We start from the raw sequence: 18,240 nt of genomic DNA, 5'->3' as shown, positions 1-18,240 counted from the left end.
GGCGTTCGCATTGAGCATCCGCAAACGGTGATTGATGCGGCACAGTATCATTGCCTCATTCGCAGCGAATTTTTACCACCGGCTTCTTACAGTTTGGTGCACCAGGCTGCGGGCCGTGGCGTGTTTTCTTTTTGCATGTGTCCCGGTGGTATTATTGCGCCGGCCGCTACTGCACCCGGCGAAATTGTGGTGAATGGCTGGAGCCCCAGCAAACGCAATAATCCTTATGCCAATAGTGGTACTGTGGTGGAAATTCGCCTCAATGATGTGCCGCATATTTACAAAGATTTTTCGCAGGTGATGGACATGCCGAAGTCGGTATTGGAATCGCCATTGGGCATGATGTATTTGCAGCAATACGTAGAACGTAAAGCGTATGCTGCAGGTGGCGGCAAGTTGGTAGCACCGGCACAACGTATGGTAGATTTTGTGCAACGCAAAGCTTCCGGCGATTTGCCCGATTGTTCTTATTTACCGGGCATTACCGCCGCCGATGTGAGCTCGGTATTACCCCGTTTTGTAGCCGATGCCCTGCGGGAAGGAGTGCAGGCTTTTGGTAAAAAAATGAAAGGCTATTATACCAACGAAGCAGTATTGGTAGCTACGGAAAGCCGCACCAGTTCACCAGTTCGCATTCCTCGCTTGGCCGATACGCATGCACATCCGCAGATTAAAGGCTTGTACCCCTGTGCCGAAGGTGCTGGCTATGCCGGTGGCATTGTAAGTGCTGCCATGGATGGCGAGAACACCGTGAAAAAAATAGCGGGTGTTTACCAATAATTCGTTCCTATTTTCGCTGCATAACATTAGCGTTTTCTTTCGCTACGATTAACGTTTTGCTGGCGCAGTGGCATTGCCAATCGCTGTTACTTGCTCTGTAAATTCTGTTGTATGAGAGAGCTCATTTCCGGCATCTTGTTGTGCCTTGCTGCTACTGTATTGCATGCGCAAACAACTATTGTACGTACACCTGCTTCGCTGCATCCGTTGCCATTGGTATATACTGGCAAAACACCTGCCATATTTTTACCCGACAGCAAACCAACGCAGCCGTATATCGCTACGCATATTGTAGAAGTGAGTGCTGATATTTCGGTAGAAACAAACGAACTCATCAGCAAACTGCAGGAGCTTGGAAAGGCCGAAGGTGTAGATGCGATTTTGTTGTATGGTCTTGGGCAAAAAATAATTGGCCCAGCCGGAGGAGTTGCTACACTCAATGGTGTGGGCATTAAATACAAAGACTCCATTAATTATCTCGACAATATTATTCGCCAACGGGTGGTTACTACCTATGATGCTGACGGCAAAGCAGGTCCCAGTGTAATCCTCAACTACAACTGGCGGGGCAGTTTTACAGATGCCATGGATGATGAAGGCCAGAATTTCATGGCAGATTCTATCCTGCCATTCGACGTTCATCTTTTACTGTTACAAAAGCCAGAGATGTACGAATATCAAATGGGCTTCAACAATAAATTATCCCGGATAAGGGTGAGTAAAAATGTGGCTAATGAAAAAACAATTCAATGGATACCCGATGAATTGAAGCTGGATAAATATGCCGTTCGTGTAACAGATAGCTACAACAGCATTGAGGCTCGTTATACTATCGAATTGATGCAGGAAAAGGGCGCTGCTGTAAATGGCGCCAGTATTTCATACAAGCAAGACCCCTTCATTTACTTGTATTTTGAATACGATGCCAAAGGCCGCATTGTGGCAGAAAAATGGTACAGAATAAAAGGGAGCAAAAAATGGTTATGGCTTTCGTTCGACAATCGCTTTCATAGCAATGACCCGGCGCAATGGCCTGTAAAGTAGCGGGGCATGTATTGCAATTCCTACTGCGCTATTGTAACTGATAAGCCGCTGCAACCACTGGTGTAGAAAGATGAAGTGAGTAGAGGTAGTGCCTATCTTCATGGCTCCAACCTATCACTTATGAACATTCTAGAGGTCAATCACCTGGTGAAGCATTTTGCTTCGCAAAAAGCCGTCGACGACATTTCTTTCTCCATTGCACCGGGTAGCATCTTTGGTTTGCTCGGGCCCAATGGCGCCGGCAAAACCACGCTCATCCGTATGATTACGGGTATCTTTTTTCCCGACGCTGGCAGCATCAGTTTTGATGGCCGCAAGTTTCAGCCGGAAGAAGATATTGCCCAGATTGGTTACATGCCCGAAGAAAGAGGCTTGTACAAAAAAATGAAAATTGGTGAGCAGGCACTGTATCTGGCACAGCTGCGGGGCATGAGCCGTGCCGATGCCATGGCCGCTATTAAAGACTGGTTTGTACGCCTCGAAATGGAAAGCTGGTGGAACAAAAAAGTTGAAGACCTGAGCAAGGGTATGAGCCAGAAACTGCAGTTTGTAACCACCGTACTGCACCGCCCCAAACTGATCATTCTCGATGAACCATTCAGCGGTCTCGATCCGGTGAATGCTAACCTTATTAAAGACGAAATTTTCCGTTTGGCACAGGAAGGTGCTACTATTATTTTTTCTACACACCGCATGGAGCAGGTAGAAGAAATCTGTAAACAAATAGTGCTGGTAAACAAAGGCAAAAAAGTACTGGACGGCACCGTGGATCAGGTAAAGCAAGACTTTAAAGAACATCTGTTTGCTGTAGGTGCTGCTGCCGATGCAGGGCAATGGCAAACGCCTCTCTTTAATGTCATTGGGCAAAAAGACCAGAAAGCCATCATCAAACTGCAAGACGGTGTGAGCAACAACGAAGTGCTGCAATACCTCATTCAGCAGGGTGTGTCTATTCAATCCTTCAATGAAATTCTGCCTTCTCTCAACGACATCTTCATCAAAATTGTAGAAGGCACGCCCACTGCCCGCAAGTTTGATGCATCGTTGTAATGCCCTTCACTTTTTCTTTTACCTACAAGCTTATTTTCTATGAATAAAACCTGGTTAATCATCAAACGGGAATACCTGACCAGGGTATCCAAAAAAACTTTTGTTCTCAGTACTTTTCTGACACCGATTTTACTGGCAGGCATTATTGCGGCTGTCATTTTTATGACGGTAAAAAATGTGCAGCAGGAAAAAATTGCAGTGGCTGATAAGAACGGTTTGCTCAAAGAATTTCTGGAGCCCGGCGAGCAACTCAAATTTGAGTTTTTGCCCGGTGCAGATACTTCTTTATTGTCGAAAGGTTATTCTGCTGTACTGTTGGCGCCGGGCAACGGCATGAACAGCACCACAGAACGCTTCGAAATTTACACCAGAAAAAACCTGAGCGTTATTACCGAAGGCAGCATTCGCCGCAGGCTGAACGATGCTATTGAAACCCGCATGGTTACACAGCAGGGCGGCATGAGTAAAGCTGCTTATGATTCTATCCGCAGCCAGGCCAAAGAAGTGGGCTTCGACAACAAAGTGCTTGATGGCGGCAGCGAAGTAAAAGCCGGTAATAGCGGCGTGGCGTATGCAGTGGGATATGGCGCAGGCTTTCTCATTTACATTACGTTGTTTTTGTACGGCGCCATGGTAATGCGTGGTGTGATGGAAGAAAAAACCAACCGCATAGCCGAAGTGGTGGTGAGCAGCGTAAAGCCAAAGCAGTTAATGCTGGGAAAAATCATTGGCATTGGTGCGGTGGGTGTTACGCAGTTTGTGTTGTGGGTGTTGCTCATTGTGGGACTCACGTCTCTCATTGGGCTGTTTGTACCCGCCGAAGTAATGGAGCAGGTAAATGCCATGAACAAAGGTGTACCCGGTGCGGGCATGGCTGTTCAGGCCAATCAGGCTACCATGGCTTTTGCTGAAGCTAAGCATACATTGAGCAGCGTTAACTGGTGGTTCATTGTAGGTTGTTTCTTGTTCTACTTTGTATTTGGCTACCTGTTTTATGCAGCGTTGTTTGCGGCCGTAGGTAGTGCAGTAAATGAAGATCCGCAGGATGCACAAAGCCTGATGATGCCCATTACCATGCCCATTATTTTCAGTATTGTCATTATGATGAATGCGGTAACTCGTCCCGAAAGTGCCTTGGCTACCTGGGCCAGTATCATTCCGTTTAGCTCACCCATTGTAATGATGGCCCGCCTGCCCTTTGGCGTACCGGGTACAGTGCCTTACTGGCAACTGGCGTTGAGCATGGTATCGCTGGTGTTGGGCTTTTTGGGTACTACCTGGCTGAGTGCCAAAATTTACCGCACAGGCATTTTGATGTACGGAAAAAAAGTAACACTGAAAGAAATGTGGAAATGGGCTTTTAGAAAAGACTAATGCTCATTGATGAATAAAACAAAAGGCTGAAGTGTTTGCTTCAGCCTTTTTGTTATTGTATCACGAAAGTGCAGTTATGCAACCGGCGGGTAGTCGGCCAATTCTTTCAAACTACCTTTCAGTTCTTCTTCGGTGAGGTAGTGGTCTTGCAACTTACCATCGAAGTAGTCGTTGTAGGCCTGCAGGTCGAGGTGGCCATGGCCGCAAAGGTTGAAGAGAATGGTTTTGCTTTCACCCGATTCTTTGCACAGCTTTGCTTCGCGGATGGCTTGCGCCACAGCATGGTTAGCTTCCGGTGCCGGAATAATGCCTTCTGCCTTGGCAAACTGAATACCTGCTTCGAAGCACTCCAATTGTTGCAGGGCTTTGGCTTCAATCAAACCATCTTTCAGCAGCTGGCTGCACAATACACTGGCGCCATGGTAGCGCAGGCCACCGGCATGTATGGCTGCGGGCCGAAAGTTGTGGCCCAAGGTGTACATGGGCAGCAATGGGGTATAACCTGCAGAGTCGCCAAAGTCGTAGCGGAATTCGCCCTGCGTAAGTTTGGGGCAACTGGCGGGCTCTACAGCTATGCAACGGGTTTGTTTGCCATCCACCAAATTGTGACGCAAAAACGGAAAGGCCATGCCCGCAAAATTGCTGCCGCCGCCCAGCGGTGCAATCACGATATCGGGATAGTCGCCGGCTTTTTCTAATTGTAATAAGCACTCTTGCCCAATGATGGTTTGGTGCATGAGTACGTGGTTGAGCACACTGCCCAATGCATATTTTGTATGCTCATCTTGCACAGCCATTTCAATGGCTTCGCTGATGGCAATGCCCAGGCTGCCCGCTGTGTTGGGGTCGGTAGCAAGTATGTGCCGGCCGGCATTGGTAAGGTTGGTGGGAGAGCTGAATACTTTGGCACCAAAGGCATTCATGAGTGCTTTGCGGTATGGCTTTTGCTCAAAGCTGATGCGCACCATGTACACTTCGCATTCGATGCCAAACATTTGGCAGGCAATACTGAGTGCAGTGCCCCACTGGCCCGCACCTGTTTCGGTAGTGATGCGTTTTACCCCTTCTTGTTTGTTGTAATAAGCCTGTGCAACTGCTGTGTTGGTTTTGTGGCTGCCACTGGGACTCACCCCTTCGTATTTGTAGTAAATCTTAGCGGGTGTATCCAGCAGCTTTTCTAACCGGCGTGCCCTGAACAATGGCGAGGGGCGCCACTGGCGGTAAATGTCCCGCACTTCGTCGGGTATTTCAATCCATGGGTCCTGACTTACTTCCTGCTTGATAAGTTCCATGGGAAAAAGCGGTGCCAGATCTTGCGGGCCCACCGGCTTTTTGGTGCCGGGGTGCAAGGGTGGCAATGGCTTGTTGGGCATATCGGCCTGGATATTGTACCAGTGCCGGGGCATTTCATCTTCGCTCAGTAAAATTTTTACATCCTTCATATGACTGCTTGTCTTTTAAGGTGTGAAAATTAAGCAGTCTGCGCATTTGAAAAGATGTTGTCAATGTTTTTGCCTCAAAATCGAAACATTACTACAGCATTCGGCGCTTTCGTCAGGGTTTTATCAAAACCGATAAGAGCTCATTGGCATGCTCCACCTGAATAAAATTTTTGTGCTCCACCTGGTGGTCGATGCGTTCGTGCTCCCATATGGTATGAAAGGGTACATGCACCGCATGACCACCCATTTCGAGCACCGGCAGCACATCGCTTTTCAGTGAGTTGCCAATCATCATGAACTCAGAAGGCTGAATGTCTAAATGGCGGATGAGTTTCTCATAATCGGCCACCTGCTTGTCGCTCATGATTTCGATGTGGTGAAAATATTTTTCCAAACCACTTTTTTTGAGTTTGCGTTCCTGATCGAGCAGGTCGCCTTTGGTAGCTACCACAATGCGGTAGTGTGGTTGTAATTTCTCCAAGACCTCTTCTACGCCCGGCAGTAGTTCTATCGGCTTTTCCAACAGCTCTTTTCCGAAAGCCAATATCTTTTCATACACGAGAGGCTTTGCCTGATGGTTGCTGATTTCCAAAGCAGATTCAATCATGCTGAGCATAAAGCCTTTTACGCCGTAGCCATAGAGTTTCAGGTTTTTCATTTCCATCTGAAACAGTGCTTTTTGCGCTGTATGCAGCGGCATAAAATCTTCGAGCAGGGCGCAAAACTTATCTTCCGTTTCGCGGAAGTAAGGTTCGTTTACCCAGAGGGTATCATCGGCGTCGAAGGCTATGACTTTGAGGTGTTGCATGGGGTAAGGAAGTTGGTAAGTTTACAAGTTTACGAGTTCACAAGTTTGAGCTTTCAAAAGTTCCAGCGTTCCAGTGTTCGAGGGGTTCACGAGTTGAATAGACTTGTGATGGCTGTTTGTATTTCCTTATTTCTTATTCTTTATTGCTTATTTGTTATTGCCTTTCCATTAGCCAATTTTCAAATTGGATGTAAACGCAGTAGCTGTTTGTTGCAAACTGCGTTGGCAATCTTGCCAGAGTTCGTGCACAATTGCTGCAGCTGGTTGTATGCTATTGATTAAAGCACTCACCTGACCAATTTCCAGTTCTCCTTCTTGCATATCACCTTCAAACATGCCTTTTTTGGCACGGCCGCGGCCCAGCAATGCGGCAAGTTCTTCTTTGCCGGCAGCATTGTTTTCGGCAGCTTCAACAGCCTGGTAAAATTCGTTTTTCAGCAATCTGACTGGCGTTAGGGTTTTCAGCATGAGTTTGGTGTCGCCTTCTTGTGCTTGCACCACGGCTTGCTTAAAAGCCTCGTGGCTGCTGGCTTCGTGGCTGGCCACAAAGCGGCTGCCTACCTGTACGGCTTCTGCACCCAGGCATAACGCAGCGGCCATTTGTGCACCGGTGCCAATGCCACCGGCTGCAATCACCGGTATGTCTACCGCTTTTGCTACAGCAGGAATGAGCACCAACGTGGTGGTTTCTTCACGGCCGTTGTGGCCACCGGCTTCAAAACCTTCAGCCACCACTGCATCACAGCCTGCTTCTTGTGCCTTTAGTGCAAACTTGCTGCTGCTTACTACATGCACCACTTTTATGCCATTACTTTTCAGCATACCCGTCCATGTTTTTGGATTGCCGGCGCTGGTAAAAACGATGGGCACTTTTTCTTCAATAATTATTTGAATGTGCTTGTCGATATCGGGATAAAGCAGCGGCAGATTTACGGCAAAGGGCTTACTGCTGGCGGCTTTGTATTGGCGGATATGTGATTGTAACACTTCAGGATACATGCTGCCGGCGCCTAGCATGCCAAGGCCGCCGGCATTGCCTACGGCACTGGCCAGTCGCCAGCCGCTGGCCCAAATCATACCGGCCTGAATGATGGGTAATTCAATATCGAATAAAGAGATGATTCTGTTTTGCATGCAGGCAATTTAGTGAAACACGGATTAACCAACTTTCACGAATGAGTAAAGCACAAATTGGAATACACTCGATAATCACGAATGACACGAATTTATTCAGAATAGATGCCTTCTGTTGCCTGTGCTTCTCTGTGGTAAAATCCTTAGCTACCTTGCGGCTTTTCGTTTCAAAATATTACCCAAAGTCAATCTCAGTATTGTCGCCAATGTTGAGGCTTCGGCTCAGGCCTTTTACACTGGCATCGCTACCAATCAGGCTGTTGTCGAGCACTACTTCAAACAGGTTGGTGTACGAACCAATAATGCTGTCGCGGATGATGGAATAGTTGACCGTGGTGTTGCTGCCGATGGCCACATGCGGACCAATGATAGAATTTTTGATGCTGCAACCCGGAGCAATGCTCACCGGCGGAATGATGATAGTGTTTTCAAACGTGTGTTGTAACGGATTTACATTGCCGCCATTTTTTTTGAGCAGGGTGGCGTTGCTTTCCAGCAAGGTTTCTTTCTTACCGCAGTCGAACCAGTTTTGCACCCGAAAGCCTTTAAAATTGGCTCCTTTACCAATCATACATTGCAATGCATCAGTAAGGTTATAATCACCGTTGGTACGTATGTCTTGCGATAAAATTTGGTGCAGGCATTCAAACAATAAATGGGTTTCCCTGATTTTATAGATACCCACCAGGGCCATATTGCTTTTGGGAATAGCTGGTTTTTCCACCACCCGTTCTACATGGCCATCATCGTCGAGCTCGGCTACACCAAAACTGCGGGGGTCATCTACCTTTTTAATGCCGAGCATACTCACCAGGCTGTTCACCACATCTTTTACGTCATACTCACAAATAGTGTCGCCCAGTACTACTATAAGTTCGTCATCTTGTACAATGTCTTGCGAAAGCAAAATGGCGTGGCCGGTACCCTGACGTTCATTTTGGTATACAAAATGCGTTTGCAAATGCGGGTATGCTTGTTGTACAAAGTCCCTGATTTTTTCGCCGAGGTAGCCTACTATAAAGATGTATTCTTTTACACCGGCTTCCTGCAGTTGATCTACAATAAAGCTGAGGATGGTTTTGCCGGCAATGGGAATCAATGCTTTTGGCTGTGTATATGTATGTGGCCGGAGTTTGGTGCCGGCTCCCGCTACGGGAATGATTGCTTTCACCTGAATATGTTTTTGCAGGCAATAGGACTGAGTTGTTCACGTTTTCAGCCTCCTTTTTGCTTGCTATGATAAATCTGTAAGTTGAGCCTGACAGGGGCTACAACAGGGAATGAAAATGCTAGGAAGCAGGTGTGAAAGCCGTTGCCGGCTGATGAGGGGAAGCGAAATTACAGGAATTCAAACAAGCAAAAGCGGTGAAACAACACATCTTTTTAGCCTGCAACAAGCAGCCATTGGCGAAGTTTCCCCAATCAGTTGTACACAAAAAGGGAGGTTTATTTGTTTGTTTCTCAAAAACTCTATTTTTGCGCCGTACTAAAATCTCATATCATGAGCGACATCGCAACTCGAGTAAAGAAAATAATTGTCGACAAGCTTGGTGTTGACGAAGCAGAAGTAACTACAGAAGCTTCATTCACCAACGATCTCGGTGCCGATTCTTTGGATACCGTAGAGCTCATCATGGAATTTGAAAAAGAATTCAACATTTCTATCCCCGACGAGCAGGCAGAAACAATTACAACGGTAGGTCAGGCTGTAACATACCTGGAAGAACACGCCAAGTAATCGTTTTCTTTAATCTTATTGGGAACACTCCTTTTTTGGCATGCGCCAGAGGTGTGTTCCCCATTTTTTATTCAGCAGATATCCGATTGTTTATGAGCCAAAAAAGAGTAGTAGTTACCGGCATTGGTGCCCTCAGCGCCTTGGGAAATACAGTAGCAGATACTTGGCAAAACATGGTAAATGGTGTAAGTGGCGCTGGTCCCATCACCCTTTTCGATGCATCGAAATTCAAAACCCGTTTTGCTTGCGAACTGAAAAATTTTGACCCGCAGGACTATCTCGACCGAAAGGAAGCTCGTAAACTCGACCGGTATTGTCAGTTGGCTTTGGTAGTAAGCGACCAGGCCATGGCAGACGCCGGTTTGAATAAAGACAATATAGACGTAGACCGTGCCGGTGTCATTTTTGCCAGCGGTATTGGTGGCCTCATCACCTTTCAGGAAGAAGTAATCAATTTCGCCAAAGGCGATGGAACGCCTCGTTTCAATCCCTTCTTTATTCCCAAAATGATTTTGGACATTGCTGCAGGCCAAATTTCGATGCGGCATGGTTTGCGTGGTCCCAACTTTGCTGTTACCAGTGCTTGTGCTTCTTCTACCAATGCCATTGGCGTAGCCCTCGACCTCATTCGGGCAGGCAAGGCCGATGTGATTTTGGCTGGTGGCTCCGAAGCGGTGATTAGCGAAGCAGGTGTTGGTGGCTTTAACTCTATGAAGGCCATGAGCGAACGCAACGACAGCCCCGAAACAGCCAGCCGTCCTTACGACAAAGACCGCGATGGTTTTGTAATGGGAGAAGGTGCCGGTGCCCTGATCCTCGAAAGCCTGGAACATGCTCAGGCCCGTGGTGCCCGCATTATTTGCGAACTCGCCGGTAGCGGAGCCAGTGCCGATGCCTATCATATTACCGCCCCTCACCCCGAAGGGTTGGGTGCCAAGCATGTAATGCTGGCAGCCTTGGCCGATGCCGGCATGCGCCCCGAAGAAATTGACTACATCAATACCCACGGTACATCTACCCCCATTGGTGATGGTGCCGAGGTAAAAGCCATACAAGCTGTTTTTGGCGAACACGCCTACAAGCTCAACATCAGTGCCACCAAATCTATGACCGGCCACTGCCTGGGTGCCGCAGGCGTAATAGAAACAGTAGCCTGCATACAAGCTGTGTTGCATGATGTGGTTCCTCCCACCATTAATCACTTTACCGATGATCCTGAACTGGATCCACGCTTAAACTTCACCTTCAATAAAGCACAATACCGTACGGTAAATGCTGCGCTGAGCAACACCTTTGGTTTTGGCGGGCACAATGCTTGTGTGATTGTGAAGAAGTTTGTAGCATAAGGCGCAGCAGCATGGCTATTTTCATTTCTTAATTACGTCTGTTGTGTGAGTTGGATTACCGATTTATTTAGCACCGATAAGCATCGGGAAAATTTCAGGGAGCAGCTGAAAAATGTGCTTGGTTTTAAACCAGGCAACGTAGAACTGTACCTGACGGCACTGAGCCACCGCTCGGTAAAAGAAACTGCCGAAGAAAACAACGAACGCCTCGAATATTTGGGCGATGCTATTTTGAGTGCAGTGGTAGCTGATTACCTGTTTATGCGCTATCCTAAAAAAGGCGAAGGCTTTTTGACGGAAATGCGGAGTAAAATGGTAAACCGACAAATGCTCAATGATATTGCCCTTAAAATGGGGGTGAAAAAAATTACCCAGTTCAACAAAATTGACAGTGCCCTCAAAAACAGCCAGATTTTTGGCAACACGCTGGAAGCCTTGGTTGGCGCCATCTATTTAGATAAGGGCTACAAGCAAACATTGCGTTGGGTTACCAAACGCATCATATTGCCCCACCTATTGCTCGATGATCTGGAACTGCAAGACATCAACATCAAAAACAAGCTTATTGGCTGGGCCAACAAGCAAAGTCGCAGTATTGATTTTGAAACACTGGAAGAAAAGCAGGAGCGGGGCCGACGCCTGTTTATTGTGGGCGTAAAGCTGGATGGCGAAGTGATTGCCGCCGGCCGTGGATTCAACAAAAAAGACGCCAGCCAAATGGCGGCACTGCAAGCGGTAGAGAAATTGGGATTATAGACCGAAAGACCGAAAGTCCGGAGTCCGGAGACGGAAAGACCGGAGTCGGTGACGAAGTCTGAGCTTGTTAAAGTCCGGAGACCGAAAGGCTATAGCTTTCTCCCTTCCTTGGGGAGTACCCTTTAGGGCGGGCTGTGTTGAAAGTCTGCAGTCCGAAAGACCGAAAGCATTCGGTTCCGATGTCATTACTTATTCATCATTCATCATTCCTCATTCCTCATTCCTTATTCTTCCTTTCCTGACAAAGTTCTACCAACACGCCATTAGTGCCTTTTGGGTGTACAAAACAAACCAGTTTATTATCTGCGCCCTGCTTGGGTTGCTCATTCAGCAGCACAAATCCCGCCGCTTTTAACCGCTCCATTTCGGCGAAAATATCTGTTACCTCAAAGGCCATGTGGTGCAGGCCTTCGCCTTTTTTGCCAATGAATTTTGTAATGACGCCGTCGGGGTCGGTACTTTCTAAAAGCTCTATTTTATTGGGACCCACCTGAAAAAAGGCCGTTTTTACATTTTCTGAAGCTACTTCCTCAGTTTTGTAGCAGGGGGTGTTGAGCAGGGCTTCGTATACAGGAATGGCAGTTTCAAGGGTAGAAACGGCAATGCCGATGTGTTCAATTTTTTTCATGACTGGCAGGCTTTGTTGTCAGTGCAAATTTACCCCATCCTAGCCTTACGATTTGTGGAAAAAGCCTTGTGCCATACGGGTTTGGATTTTTGCAGGCAACCAAATGAACTACATTTGTGTTGTTAGTACTGATTAGCCAGCACCTGCTACCGGTGCAGGCTATTATTTTCGTAAAATACCAAGTGAAAAATATGAATCTTCAATTACCTGTTTACCTCGACAACAATGCAACTACCCCTTGCGACCCACGTGTGGTAGACGCTATGGTACCTTACTTTACCCAACAGTTTGGCAACGCCGCCAGCCGCAACCACCCTTTTGGCTGGGCGGCAGAAGAAGCCGTAGACTATGCCCGTGAGCAGGTAGCTCAGCTCATCAATGCTGATCCGAAAGAAATTATTTTTACCAGTGGTGCTACCGAAGGCGACAACCTCGGCATCAAGGGCGTATTTGAAATGTATGCCAGCAAGGGTAACCACATCATCACCATGAACATTGAGCACAAGGCTGTGCTCGATACCTGCAAGCACCTCGAAAAGCAGGGTGCAGAAGTAACTTACCTCGATGTAAAGCCCAGTGGTTTGATAGACCTGGCAGAATTGGAAGCGGCCATTAAGCCTACTACCATCCTCATTGCCATCATGTACGCCAACAACGAAATTGGTGTGATTCAGCCTATCCGCGAAATCAGTGCCATTGCCAAAAAGCACGGCGTATTGTTGTTCAGCGATGCGGTACAAGCAGTGGGTAAAATTCCTGTAGATGTAAAAGCCGACGGCATCGACATCATGGCATTTACCGGCCATAAAATGTACGGTCCAAAAGGCGTTGGTGCCCTGTATGTACGCCGCAAAAACCCAAGGGTAAAAGTAACTGCCCAAATGGACGGTGGCGGTCACGAACGTGGCATGCGTAGCGGTACGCTGAACGTACCCGGCATTGTAGGTTTTGGTAAAGCCTGCGAACTGGCCCGCCTCGAAATGGACAAAGATGCTGCGCATACCAGCCGCCTCCGCGACAAGCTGGAGCAGGCTCTGCTGAAAATAGAAGAAGCCTACGTAAACGGCGATCCTGCTCATCGTTTGCCCCATGTGAGCAACATCAGCTTTAAGTATGTAGAAGGTGAAGGTTTGTTGATGGGCTTCAATAAGAACATTGCACTCAGCTCTGGTTCGGCTTGTACCAGCGCCAGCCTCGAGCCTAGCTATGTGCTCAAAGCCCTGGGCCTGGGTGACGATCTGGCCCACTCTTCATTGCGTTTTGGCCTCAGCCGTTTCACTACCGAAGAACAAATTGATTATACCATTGAGCAAATCACCAACACCGTGCTCAAGCTCCGCGAAATGAGCCCGTTGTGGGAGATGTTCAAAGAAGGCATCGACCTCAATACCATTGAGTGGGCACACCACTAATGGAGTTGGAAAGTTGGAAGGTTGACCAGTTGATAAGTGTTGGCCACCTTCTACTAATTTGTATTTCACTTGTCAACCTGTTAACCAGTCAACTAAAAAACTAAACACCATGGCATACTCAGAAAAAGTAATTGACCACTACCAGAACCCCAAGAATGTGGGCACACTGGACAAAGCAAAAAAGAATGTAGGTACCGGCCTCGTGGGTGCTCCTGAGTGCGGCGACGTAATGCGTTTGCAAATTGAAGTAGACGACGCTACCGGCACCATCACCGATGCCAAATTCAAAACATTTGGCTGCGGCTCTGCCATCGCTTCTTCAAGCCTGGCTACAGAATGGCTCAAGGGCAAAACCATTGACCAAGCCCTTACTGTAGACAACATGGAGTTTGTAGAAGAGCTGAACCTGCCACCTGTAAAAATTCACTGCTCAGTACTGGCCGAAGACGCCATTAAAGCAGCCATCAACGACTACCGTGTAAAAAATGGCATGGAAGCGTTGCAATTTGAAGACAGCGTGGTACACTAATACACGGATTTTTTTCAAGGTAATCTAAGATGCAAAGCAGCCATTACCGGCTGTTTTGCGCTTTCAGGAATCCTTGTTTTGAAATGAGGAAATTGCCAGCTACCTCTTCATTTGTACGTACAAATTGGCAGTACATTTGCCACGGAACGGTTTTTGACAATAGCCAACCAACCAATTGATTTGGATATGAGTATAGCAGTAGACAATGCCATTACGGTAAGCGATAAGGCCAAAAAGAAAGTAGACGCCCTGATGACGGACGCAGGTATTGCCGGCGACGACAGCTACTTTTTGCGGGTAAGTGTAGTAGGTGGTGGATGTAGCGGTCTTACCTACAAAATGGATTTCGACAATGAGCAAAAGCCCATGGATCAGGTGTTTGAAGACAAAGGCCTGAAACTGGTGTGCGACCTCAAAAGCTTTTTGTATCTGGTAAATACCGAACTCGATTTTAGCGATGGCCTCAATGGCAAAGGGTTTTATTTCAACAACCCCAATGCCAGCCGCAGCTGTGGTTGTGGCGAAAGTTTTGCGGTATAAATAGTAGCGAATTAGTTTTTGTCAACATAGGCGACTGCTCTTTTGGGCAGTCGTTTTTTTATAAAACATTAGAAAAGCTTTGGATAAACCGCCTGATTGCATCGCATTGATGTCAGTTCTTAGCCGTTAATTTGTACACTTTATGCAAGCACTTTTTCTAAAAGAACTCCGGCAGTTTTTCAGCAGTCTTACGGGCTACCTGAGCATTGGCTTGTTTTTGCTGCTCATGGGCCTGTTTCTGTTTGTTTTTCCCGATACCAGCATTTTCGATTTTGGCTATGCCACTCTCGATAAATATTTTGAACTGGCACCTTGGGTGCTGCTACTGTTGGTACCTGCCGTTACCATGCGCAGCCTGAGCGATGAGTTTAAGAGCGGCACTTGGGAACTGTTGAAAACAAGACCTGTCAGCCTTTGGCAAATTGTATGGGCCAAATATGCGGCATCGCTTACTGTGGTGTTGCTGGCATTATTGCCTACTTTGTTGTATGTCGTTACTATCAGCATGCTCAGCATCAACGGCAGTATTGATACAGGCGGCATAGCAGGTTCTTATATCGGATTGATATTATTAGCTGGTGCATTCACCGCTATTGGTATTGCCAGCAGTGCCCTCACTGCCAATCCCATCGTCAGTTTTTTGCTGGCGGCTTTCATGAGCTTTGTGTTGTACAGTGCTTTTGCAGCGGTTGCAGGCATTCCTGCATTACAAGGTGGTGCTGATTATTGGGTGGCGTTGCTGGGTATGGATGAACATTATAAAAATGTGAGCCGCGGTGTAATTGCGTTGAATGATGTGTTGTATTTCAGTGTCATCATTGGCTTGTTTTTGTATGGCACCCGTTCGTTGCTGGCCCGTCGTTAATTGATTTTTTTTGAAGCAAACAGGATGATGAAAAAATATACCGGTTGGTTAGTGGTAGTGGCAGCTGTAGCCCTCATTTTGGTGAGTGCACAGTGGCAATACCGCGTAGATCTCACTGCAGAGCAACGCTACACTGTGAGCAATGCCAGTGAGCAATTGCTGCAGCAGCTGAAAGCGCCAGTAGAAATAACCGTACTGTTGGGTGGCGATGATTTGCCATCGGGCTTTCGCAAACTGGCACAAGCCACCGATCGTTTTTTGGCCGACTGTCGCAGTATCAGCAACGGCAATCTAACGTACCGGTTTGTGTCGCCAGACGATTTCATGAACGACTCCGTTCGTTTTCCGCTGGATGATACGTTTAAAACCACGTGGCTCAAAAGCAGTGCGGTAAAATTGAATGAGGTTACTAAAACAGGTTCCGCTGCGGTGTTCAACTATCCGGTAGCACTGGTGCGTAGCGGCGATGATTTTACTACCGTGAATTTATTGGAAGGTCAGGGCAATAAAGGTTTTCTCAATCCCAATGCTGCAGGCCTGCAGTTTGAAACCATCAACAATGCTGAGGCGCAAATGGAATACCTGTTTGCGTCGGCCATCAATAGCCTGCAAAACAGCTATGTGCCTACCGTGGCCTATGCGGTGGGCAATGGCGAGCCCATGGGGCCCGAAACCTACGACCTCAGCCAAACACTGCAATCGAAGTATCGTTTCTTCTTGCTGAACCTGCAGCAGCAACCTTACATCAGCGATAGCATCAAAGCATTGATGATTGTAAAACCGTCTACGCCATTTAGCGATGAAGACAAATTAAAAATTGACCAGTACCTGATGCGGGGTGGCAAACTGTTGTTGCTGATGGATGCCCTGCATGCTGACATGGACAGCCTGGTGCGCAGCGGTAAAGATTTTACAGCCTATGGCCGTGATTTGCGCATTGATGATTTGATGTTCAAATACGGAGCCCGCATCAATCAAAATCTGGTGCAGGATAAGCAGAGCGATGTGCTGCCGCAAGCCGTGGGCATGGTAGGCGATCAACCACAAATTGAATTGTTGCCATGGCCGTATTTTCCTTTACTATACAGCCAAAGCAATCACCCCATTGCCAAAAATCTGGATGCGGTGGTCATGCAGTTTCCCAACAGCATTGACACTGTAAAAGCGGAAGGCATTGAGAAAAATATTTTGCTTACCAGTAGCAATACTACCCGTACCGAAAATGCACCGCTGATAGTAACTGTAGAGATACTAAAGAAGCTGGATAACGCATCTGCATTTAAGCAGAGCAATGTGCCACTGGCGGTTTTGTTGCAAGGCAAATTCAATAGTTTGTTTGCGAACCGCTTGCCGAGAACTGTGGCAGATTCTTTGGCTGCAATGGGTACTCCTTTTTTGGCTAGTGCCAGCAAGCCCGGCCAGGTGTTGATTACCGGCGATGGCGACTGGGTACTCAACGGTTTCAGCCGCGAAGGCCCGCTGGCCATGGGTACCAACCCCTACACACAATACCAGTTTGCCAACAGAAACTTTTTGCTCAATGCCATTGATTACATGACGGACGAGACTGGCATCATGGCCACACGAAGCAAGGACTTTACACTCCGCCTGCTCGATCCTAAAAAGCTGGAAGCCTCCGGCAACCAATGGCGGATGCTGAACATTGGCTTACCATTGCTGTTGCTTTTGATGGCCGCAGGCATTATGCAATGGCTGCGCCGCAAACGCTACACCCGCTAAAACATTTCAATTTTCAATTATACCATAAGGCATGAGTGCACATCAAATTGTTTACCTCGTTTTCGGCATCGTATTGTCCATTGCATTGGTAATGGATCTGGGTTTGTTGAGTAAGAAAAACAAAATCATCAGCATTAAATCGGCTTTGTACCAAACCTTCTTTTGGGTGAGTTTGGCACTGGCTTTTTTTGTTTTTTTGTTGTTTGAAGGGCCGCAACTGGCTACAGAAAATACGACTGCCGATGTAGCTGTAGGTAAGTACCAACTGGCTTTCGAATTTTTGAGTGCCTACCTTATGGAATGGAGCCTGAGCATCGATAACATTTTCGTGTTCATTCTCATTTTCAACTCTTTTAATGTGCAGCCCAAAAACTATTCGAGGGTGTTGCTCATTGGTATTTTAATGGCTATTGTATTCCGCATTTTGTTCATTACGGTGGGTGTGGCATTGGTGGCTAAGTTTCATTGGGTATTGTACATTTTCGGGGTGTTTCTGGTGTACACCGGCTACAAAATGTTTACCTCCAATGAAGATGAAGCCTTCGATCCGCATGAATCGAAAATCTACAAGCTGCTCAAAAAGTTTATGCCACTCACAGCAACTGATGGCGATGGTAAATTCATGATTCGGGAAAATGGCAAGCCTGTGTACACTACCTTGTTTGTAGTGGTGGTATTGCTGGCGGCTATCGATCTTGTATTTGCGTTGGATTCTATTCCTGCAGTCATGGGCATCTCCCGTGATCCGTTGATTATTTACACCAGCAATATTTTTGCCGTGTTGGGTTTGCGTTCATTGTTCTTCCTGCTGCGGGGTGCGGTTAATAAGTTTGATTACCTGCAGCAAGGCATTGCCATAGTGCTCGTATTTATTGGTGTAAAAATGCTGGGTGAGCACTGGATAAATATGTGGGTGAGTAAACCCGTTCAGGTGGGTATTTCACTCGGTGTAATTGCATTGTGTATCACAGGGTCTATTTTCTATTCATTGTTTATGAAAAAGAAAAATATGCCACCAGATGTGGTAGACGACTCTGTATTGCCTAAACAATAA

18 protein-coding genes are annotated in these 18,240 nt (G+C 47.1%); 13 read left to right on the top strand and 5 right to left on the bottom strand.

Annotation, left to right across the window (positions count from 1 at the left end; genetic code table 11):
- Positions 1-27 precede the first annotated feature (27 nt).
- The 4 genes from V7Q13_RS17405 to V7Q13_RS04635 all read left to right on the top strand — a co-directional run bounded on the left by V7Q13_RS17405 (position 28) and on the right by V7Q13_RS04635 (position 4,248).
- A complete protein-coding gene (locus tag V7Q13_RS17405; RefSeq protein WP_442958252.1) occupies positions 28-780 on the top strand; it encodes an NAD(P)/FAD-dependent oxidoreductase in 753 nt (250 codons plus the stop codon).
- 111 nt (positions 781-891) lie between these two features.
- Positions 892-1,824: a hypothetical protein gene (locus tag V7Q13_RS04645; RefSeq protein WP_333799513.1), complete on the top strand. Its 933-nt coding sequence runs from the start codon at positions 892-894 to the stop codon at positions 1,822-1,824.
- A gap of 120 nt (positions 1,825-1,944) precedes the next feature.
- On the top strand, positions 1,945-2,874 hold the full coding sequence (locus tag V7Q13_RS04640) for an ABC transporter ATP-binding protein (RefSeq protein WP_157479608.1): 930 nt from the start codon (positions 1,945-1,947) through the stop codon (positions 2,872-2,874).
- Between the two features lie 39 nt (positions 2,875-2,913).
- Complete coding sequence (locus tag V7Q13_RS04635; RefSeq protein ID WP_333799512.1) at positions 2,914-4,248, top strand: ABC transporter permease; 1,335 nt, start codon at positions 2,914-2,916, stop codon at positions 4,246-4,248.
- Positions 4,249-4,322: 74 nt separating this feature from the next.
- On the opposite strand, the gene V7Q13_RS04630 is transcribed toward V7Q13_RS04635, so the two are convergent.
- The 4 genes from V7Q13_RS04630 to V7Q13_RS04615 all read right to left on the bottom strand — a co-directional run bounded on the left by V7Q13_RS04630 (position 4,323) and on the right by V7Q13_RS04615 (position 8,803).
- On the bottom strand, positions 4,323-5,690 hold the full coding sequence (locus V7Q13_RS04630) for a TrpB-like pyridoxal phosphate-dependent enzyme (RefSeq protein ID WP_333799511.1): 1,368 nt from the start codon (positions 5,688-5,690) through the stop codon (positions 4,323-4,325).
- A gap of 112 nt (positions 5,691-5,802) precedes the next feature.
- On the bottom strand, positions 5,803-6,498 hold the full coding sequence (locus V7Q13_RS04625; RefSeq protein WP_333799510.1) for an HAD family hydrolase: 696 nt from the start codon (positions 6,496-6,498) through the stop codon (positions 5,803-5,805).
- A gap of 168 nt (positions 6,499-6,666) precedes the next feature.
- Positions 6,667-7,632: an NAD(P)H-dependent flavin oxidoreductase gene (locus V7Q13_RS04620; protein WP_333799509.1), complete on the bottom strand. Its 966-nt coding sequence runs from the start codon at positions 7,630-7,632 to the stop codon at positions 6,667-6,669.
- 175 nt (positions 7,633-7,807) lie between these two features.
- The gene (locus V7Q13_RS04615; RefSeq protein ID WP_333799508.1) at positions 7,808-8,803 is read right to left on the bottom strand and encodes a sugar phosphate nucleotidyltransferase; all 996 of its coding nucleotides are present in this window, start codon (positions 8,801-8,803) and stop codon (positions 7,808-7,810) included.
- Between the two features lie 330 nt (positions 8,804-9,133).
- Here V7Q13_RS04615 and V7Q13_RS04610 point away from each other — a divergent pair, with 330 nt between their 5' ends.
- From V7Q13_RS04610 to rnc, 3 genes are all read left to right on the top strand, one after another.
- Positions 9,134-9,370 (top strand): acyl carrier protein, encoded by a 237-nt coding sequence (locus V7Q13_RS04610; RefSeq protein WP_147189896.1) that lies wholly within the window; start codon positions 9,134-9,136, stop codon positions 9,368-9,370.
- A 92-nt stretch (positions 9,371-9,462) separates the two neighbouring features.
- Positions 9,463-10,716, top strand: a complete 1,254-nt coding sequence (gene fabF / locus V7Q13_RS04605; RefSeq protein WP_333799507.1) for a beta-ketoacyl-ACP synthase II — start codon at positions 9,463-9,465, stop codon at positions 10,714-10,716.
- A gap of 45 nt (positions 10,717-10,761) precedes the next feature.
- The gene (rnc, locus tag V7Q13_RS04600; protein ID WP_333799506.1) at positions 10,762-11,472 is read left to right on the top strand and encodes a ribonuclease III; all 711 of its coding nucleotides are present in this window, start codon (positions 10,762-10,764) and stop codon (positions 11,470-11,472) included.
- Positions 11,473-11,689: 217 nt separating this feature from the next.
- Here rnc and mce read toward each other — a convergent pair whose 3' ends face one another.
- On the bottom strand, positions 11,690-12,100 hold the full coding sequence (gene mce / locus V7Q13_RS04595; protein WP_333799505.1) for a methylmalonyl-CoA epimerase: 411 nt from the start codon (positions 12,098-12,100) through the stop codon (positions 11,690-11,692).
- Between the two features lie 191 nt (positions 12,101-12,291).
- Between mce and V7Q13_RS04590 the strand changes: the two genes are divergently transcribed.
- The 6 genes from V7Q13_RS04590 (at position 12,292) to V7Q13_RS04565 (ending at position 18,240) form a co-directional block, all read left to right on the top strand.
- A complete protein-coding gene (locus tag V7Q13_RS04590) occupies positions 12,292-13,512 on the top strand; it encodes an IscS subfamily cysteine desulfurase (RefSeq protein ID WP_333799504.1) in 1,221 nt (406 codons plus the stop codon).
- Between the two features lie 109 nt (positions 13,513-13,621).
- Entirely contained in the window at positions 13,622-14,041 is a 420-nt protein-coding gene (gene iscU / locus V7Q13_RS04585) for a Fe-S cluster assembly scaffold IscU (protein WP_333799503.1), read from the top strand.
- Between the two features lie 186 nt (positions 14,042-14,227).
- Positions 14,228-14,581 (top strand): HesB/IscA family protein, encoded by a 354-nt coding sequence (locus V7Q13_RS04580; RefSeq protein WP_333799502.1) that lies wholly within the window; start codon positions 14,228-14,230, stop codon positions 14,579-14,581.
- Positions 14,582-14,723: 142 nt separating this feature from the next.
- Positions 14,724-15,446, top strand: a complete 723-nt coding sequence (locus V7Q13_RS04575) for an ABC transporter permease (RefSeq protein ID WP_333799501.1) — start codon at positions 14,724-14,726, stop codon at positions 15,444-15,446.
- Between the two features lie 24 nt (positions 15,447-15,470).
- The gene (gldG, locus tag V7Q13_RS04570; RefSeq protein WP_333799500.1) at positions 15,471-17,186 is read left to right on the top strand and encodes a gliding motility-associated ABC transporter substrate-binding protein GldG; all 1,716 of its coding nucleotides are present in this window, start codon (positions 15,471-15,473) and stop codon (positions 17,184-17,186) included.
- 31 nt (positions 17,187-17,217) lie between these two features.
- Entirely contained in the window at positions 17,218-18,240 is a 1,023-nt protein-coding gene (locus V7Q13_RS04565) for a TerC/Alx family metal homeostasis membrane protein (RefSeq protein WP_333799499.1), read from the top strand.

The sequence above is a fragment of the Phnomibacter sp. genome (genome assembly GCF_036803085.1).
Lineage (GTDB): Bacteria > Bacteroidota > Bacteroidia > Chitinophagales > Chitinophagaceae > Phnomibacter.
Note: the sequence above shows the minus strand (reverse complement) of the source record. Positions and strands in the feature narration are given on the sequence as shown.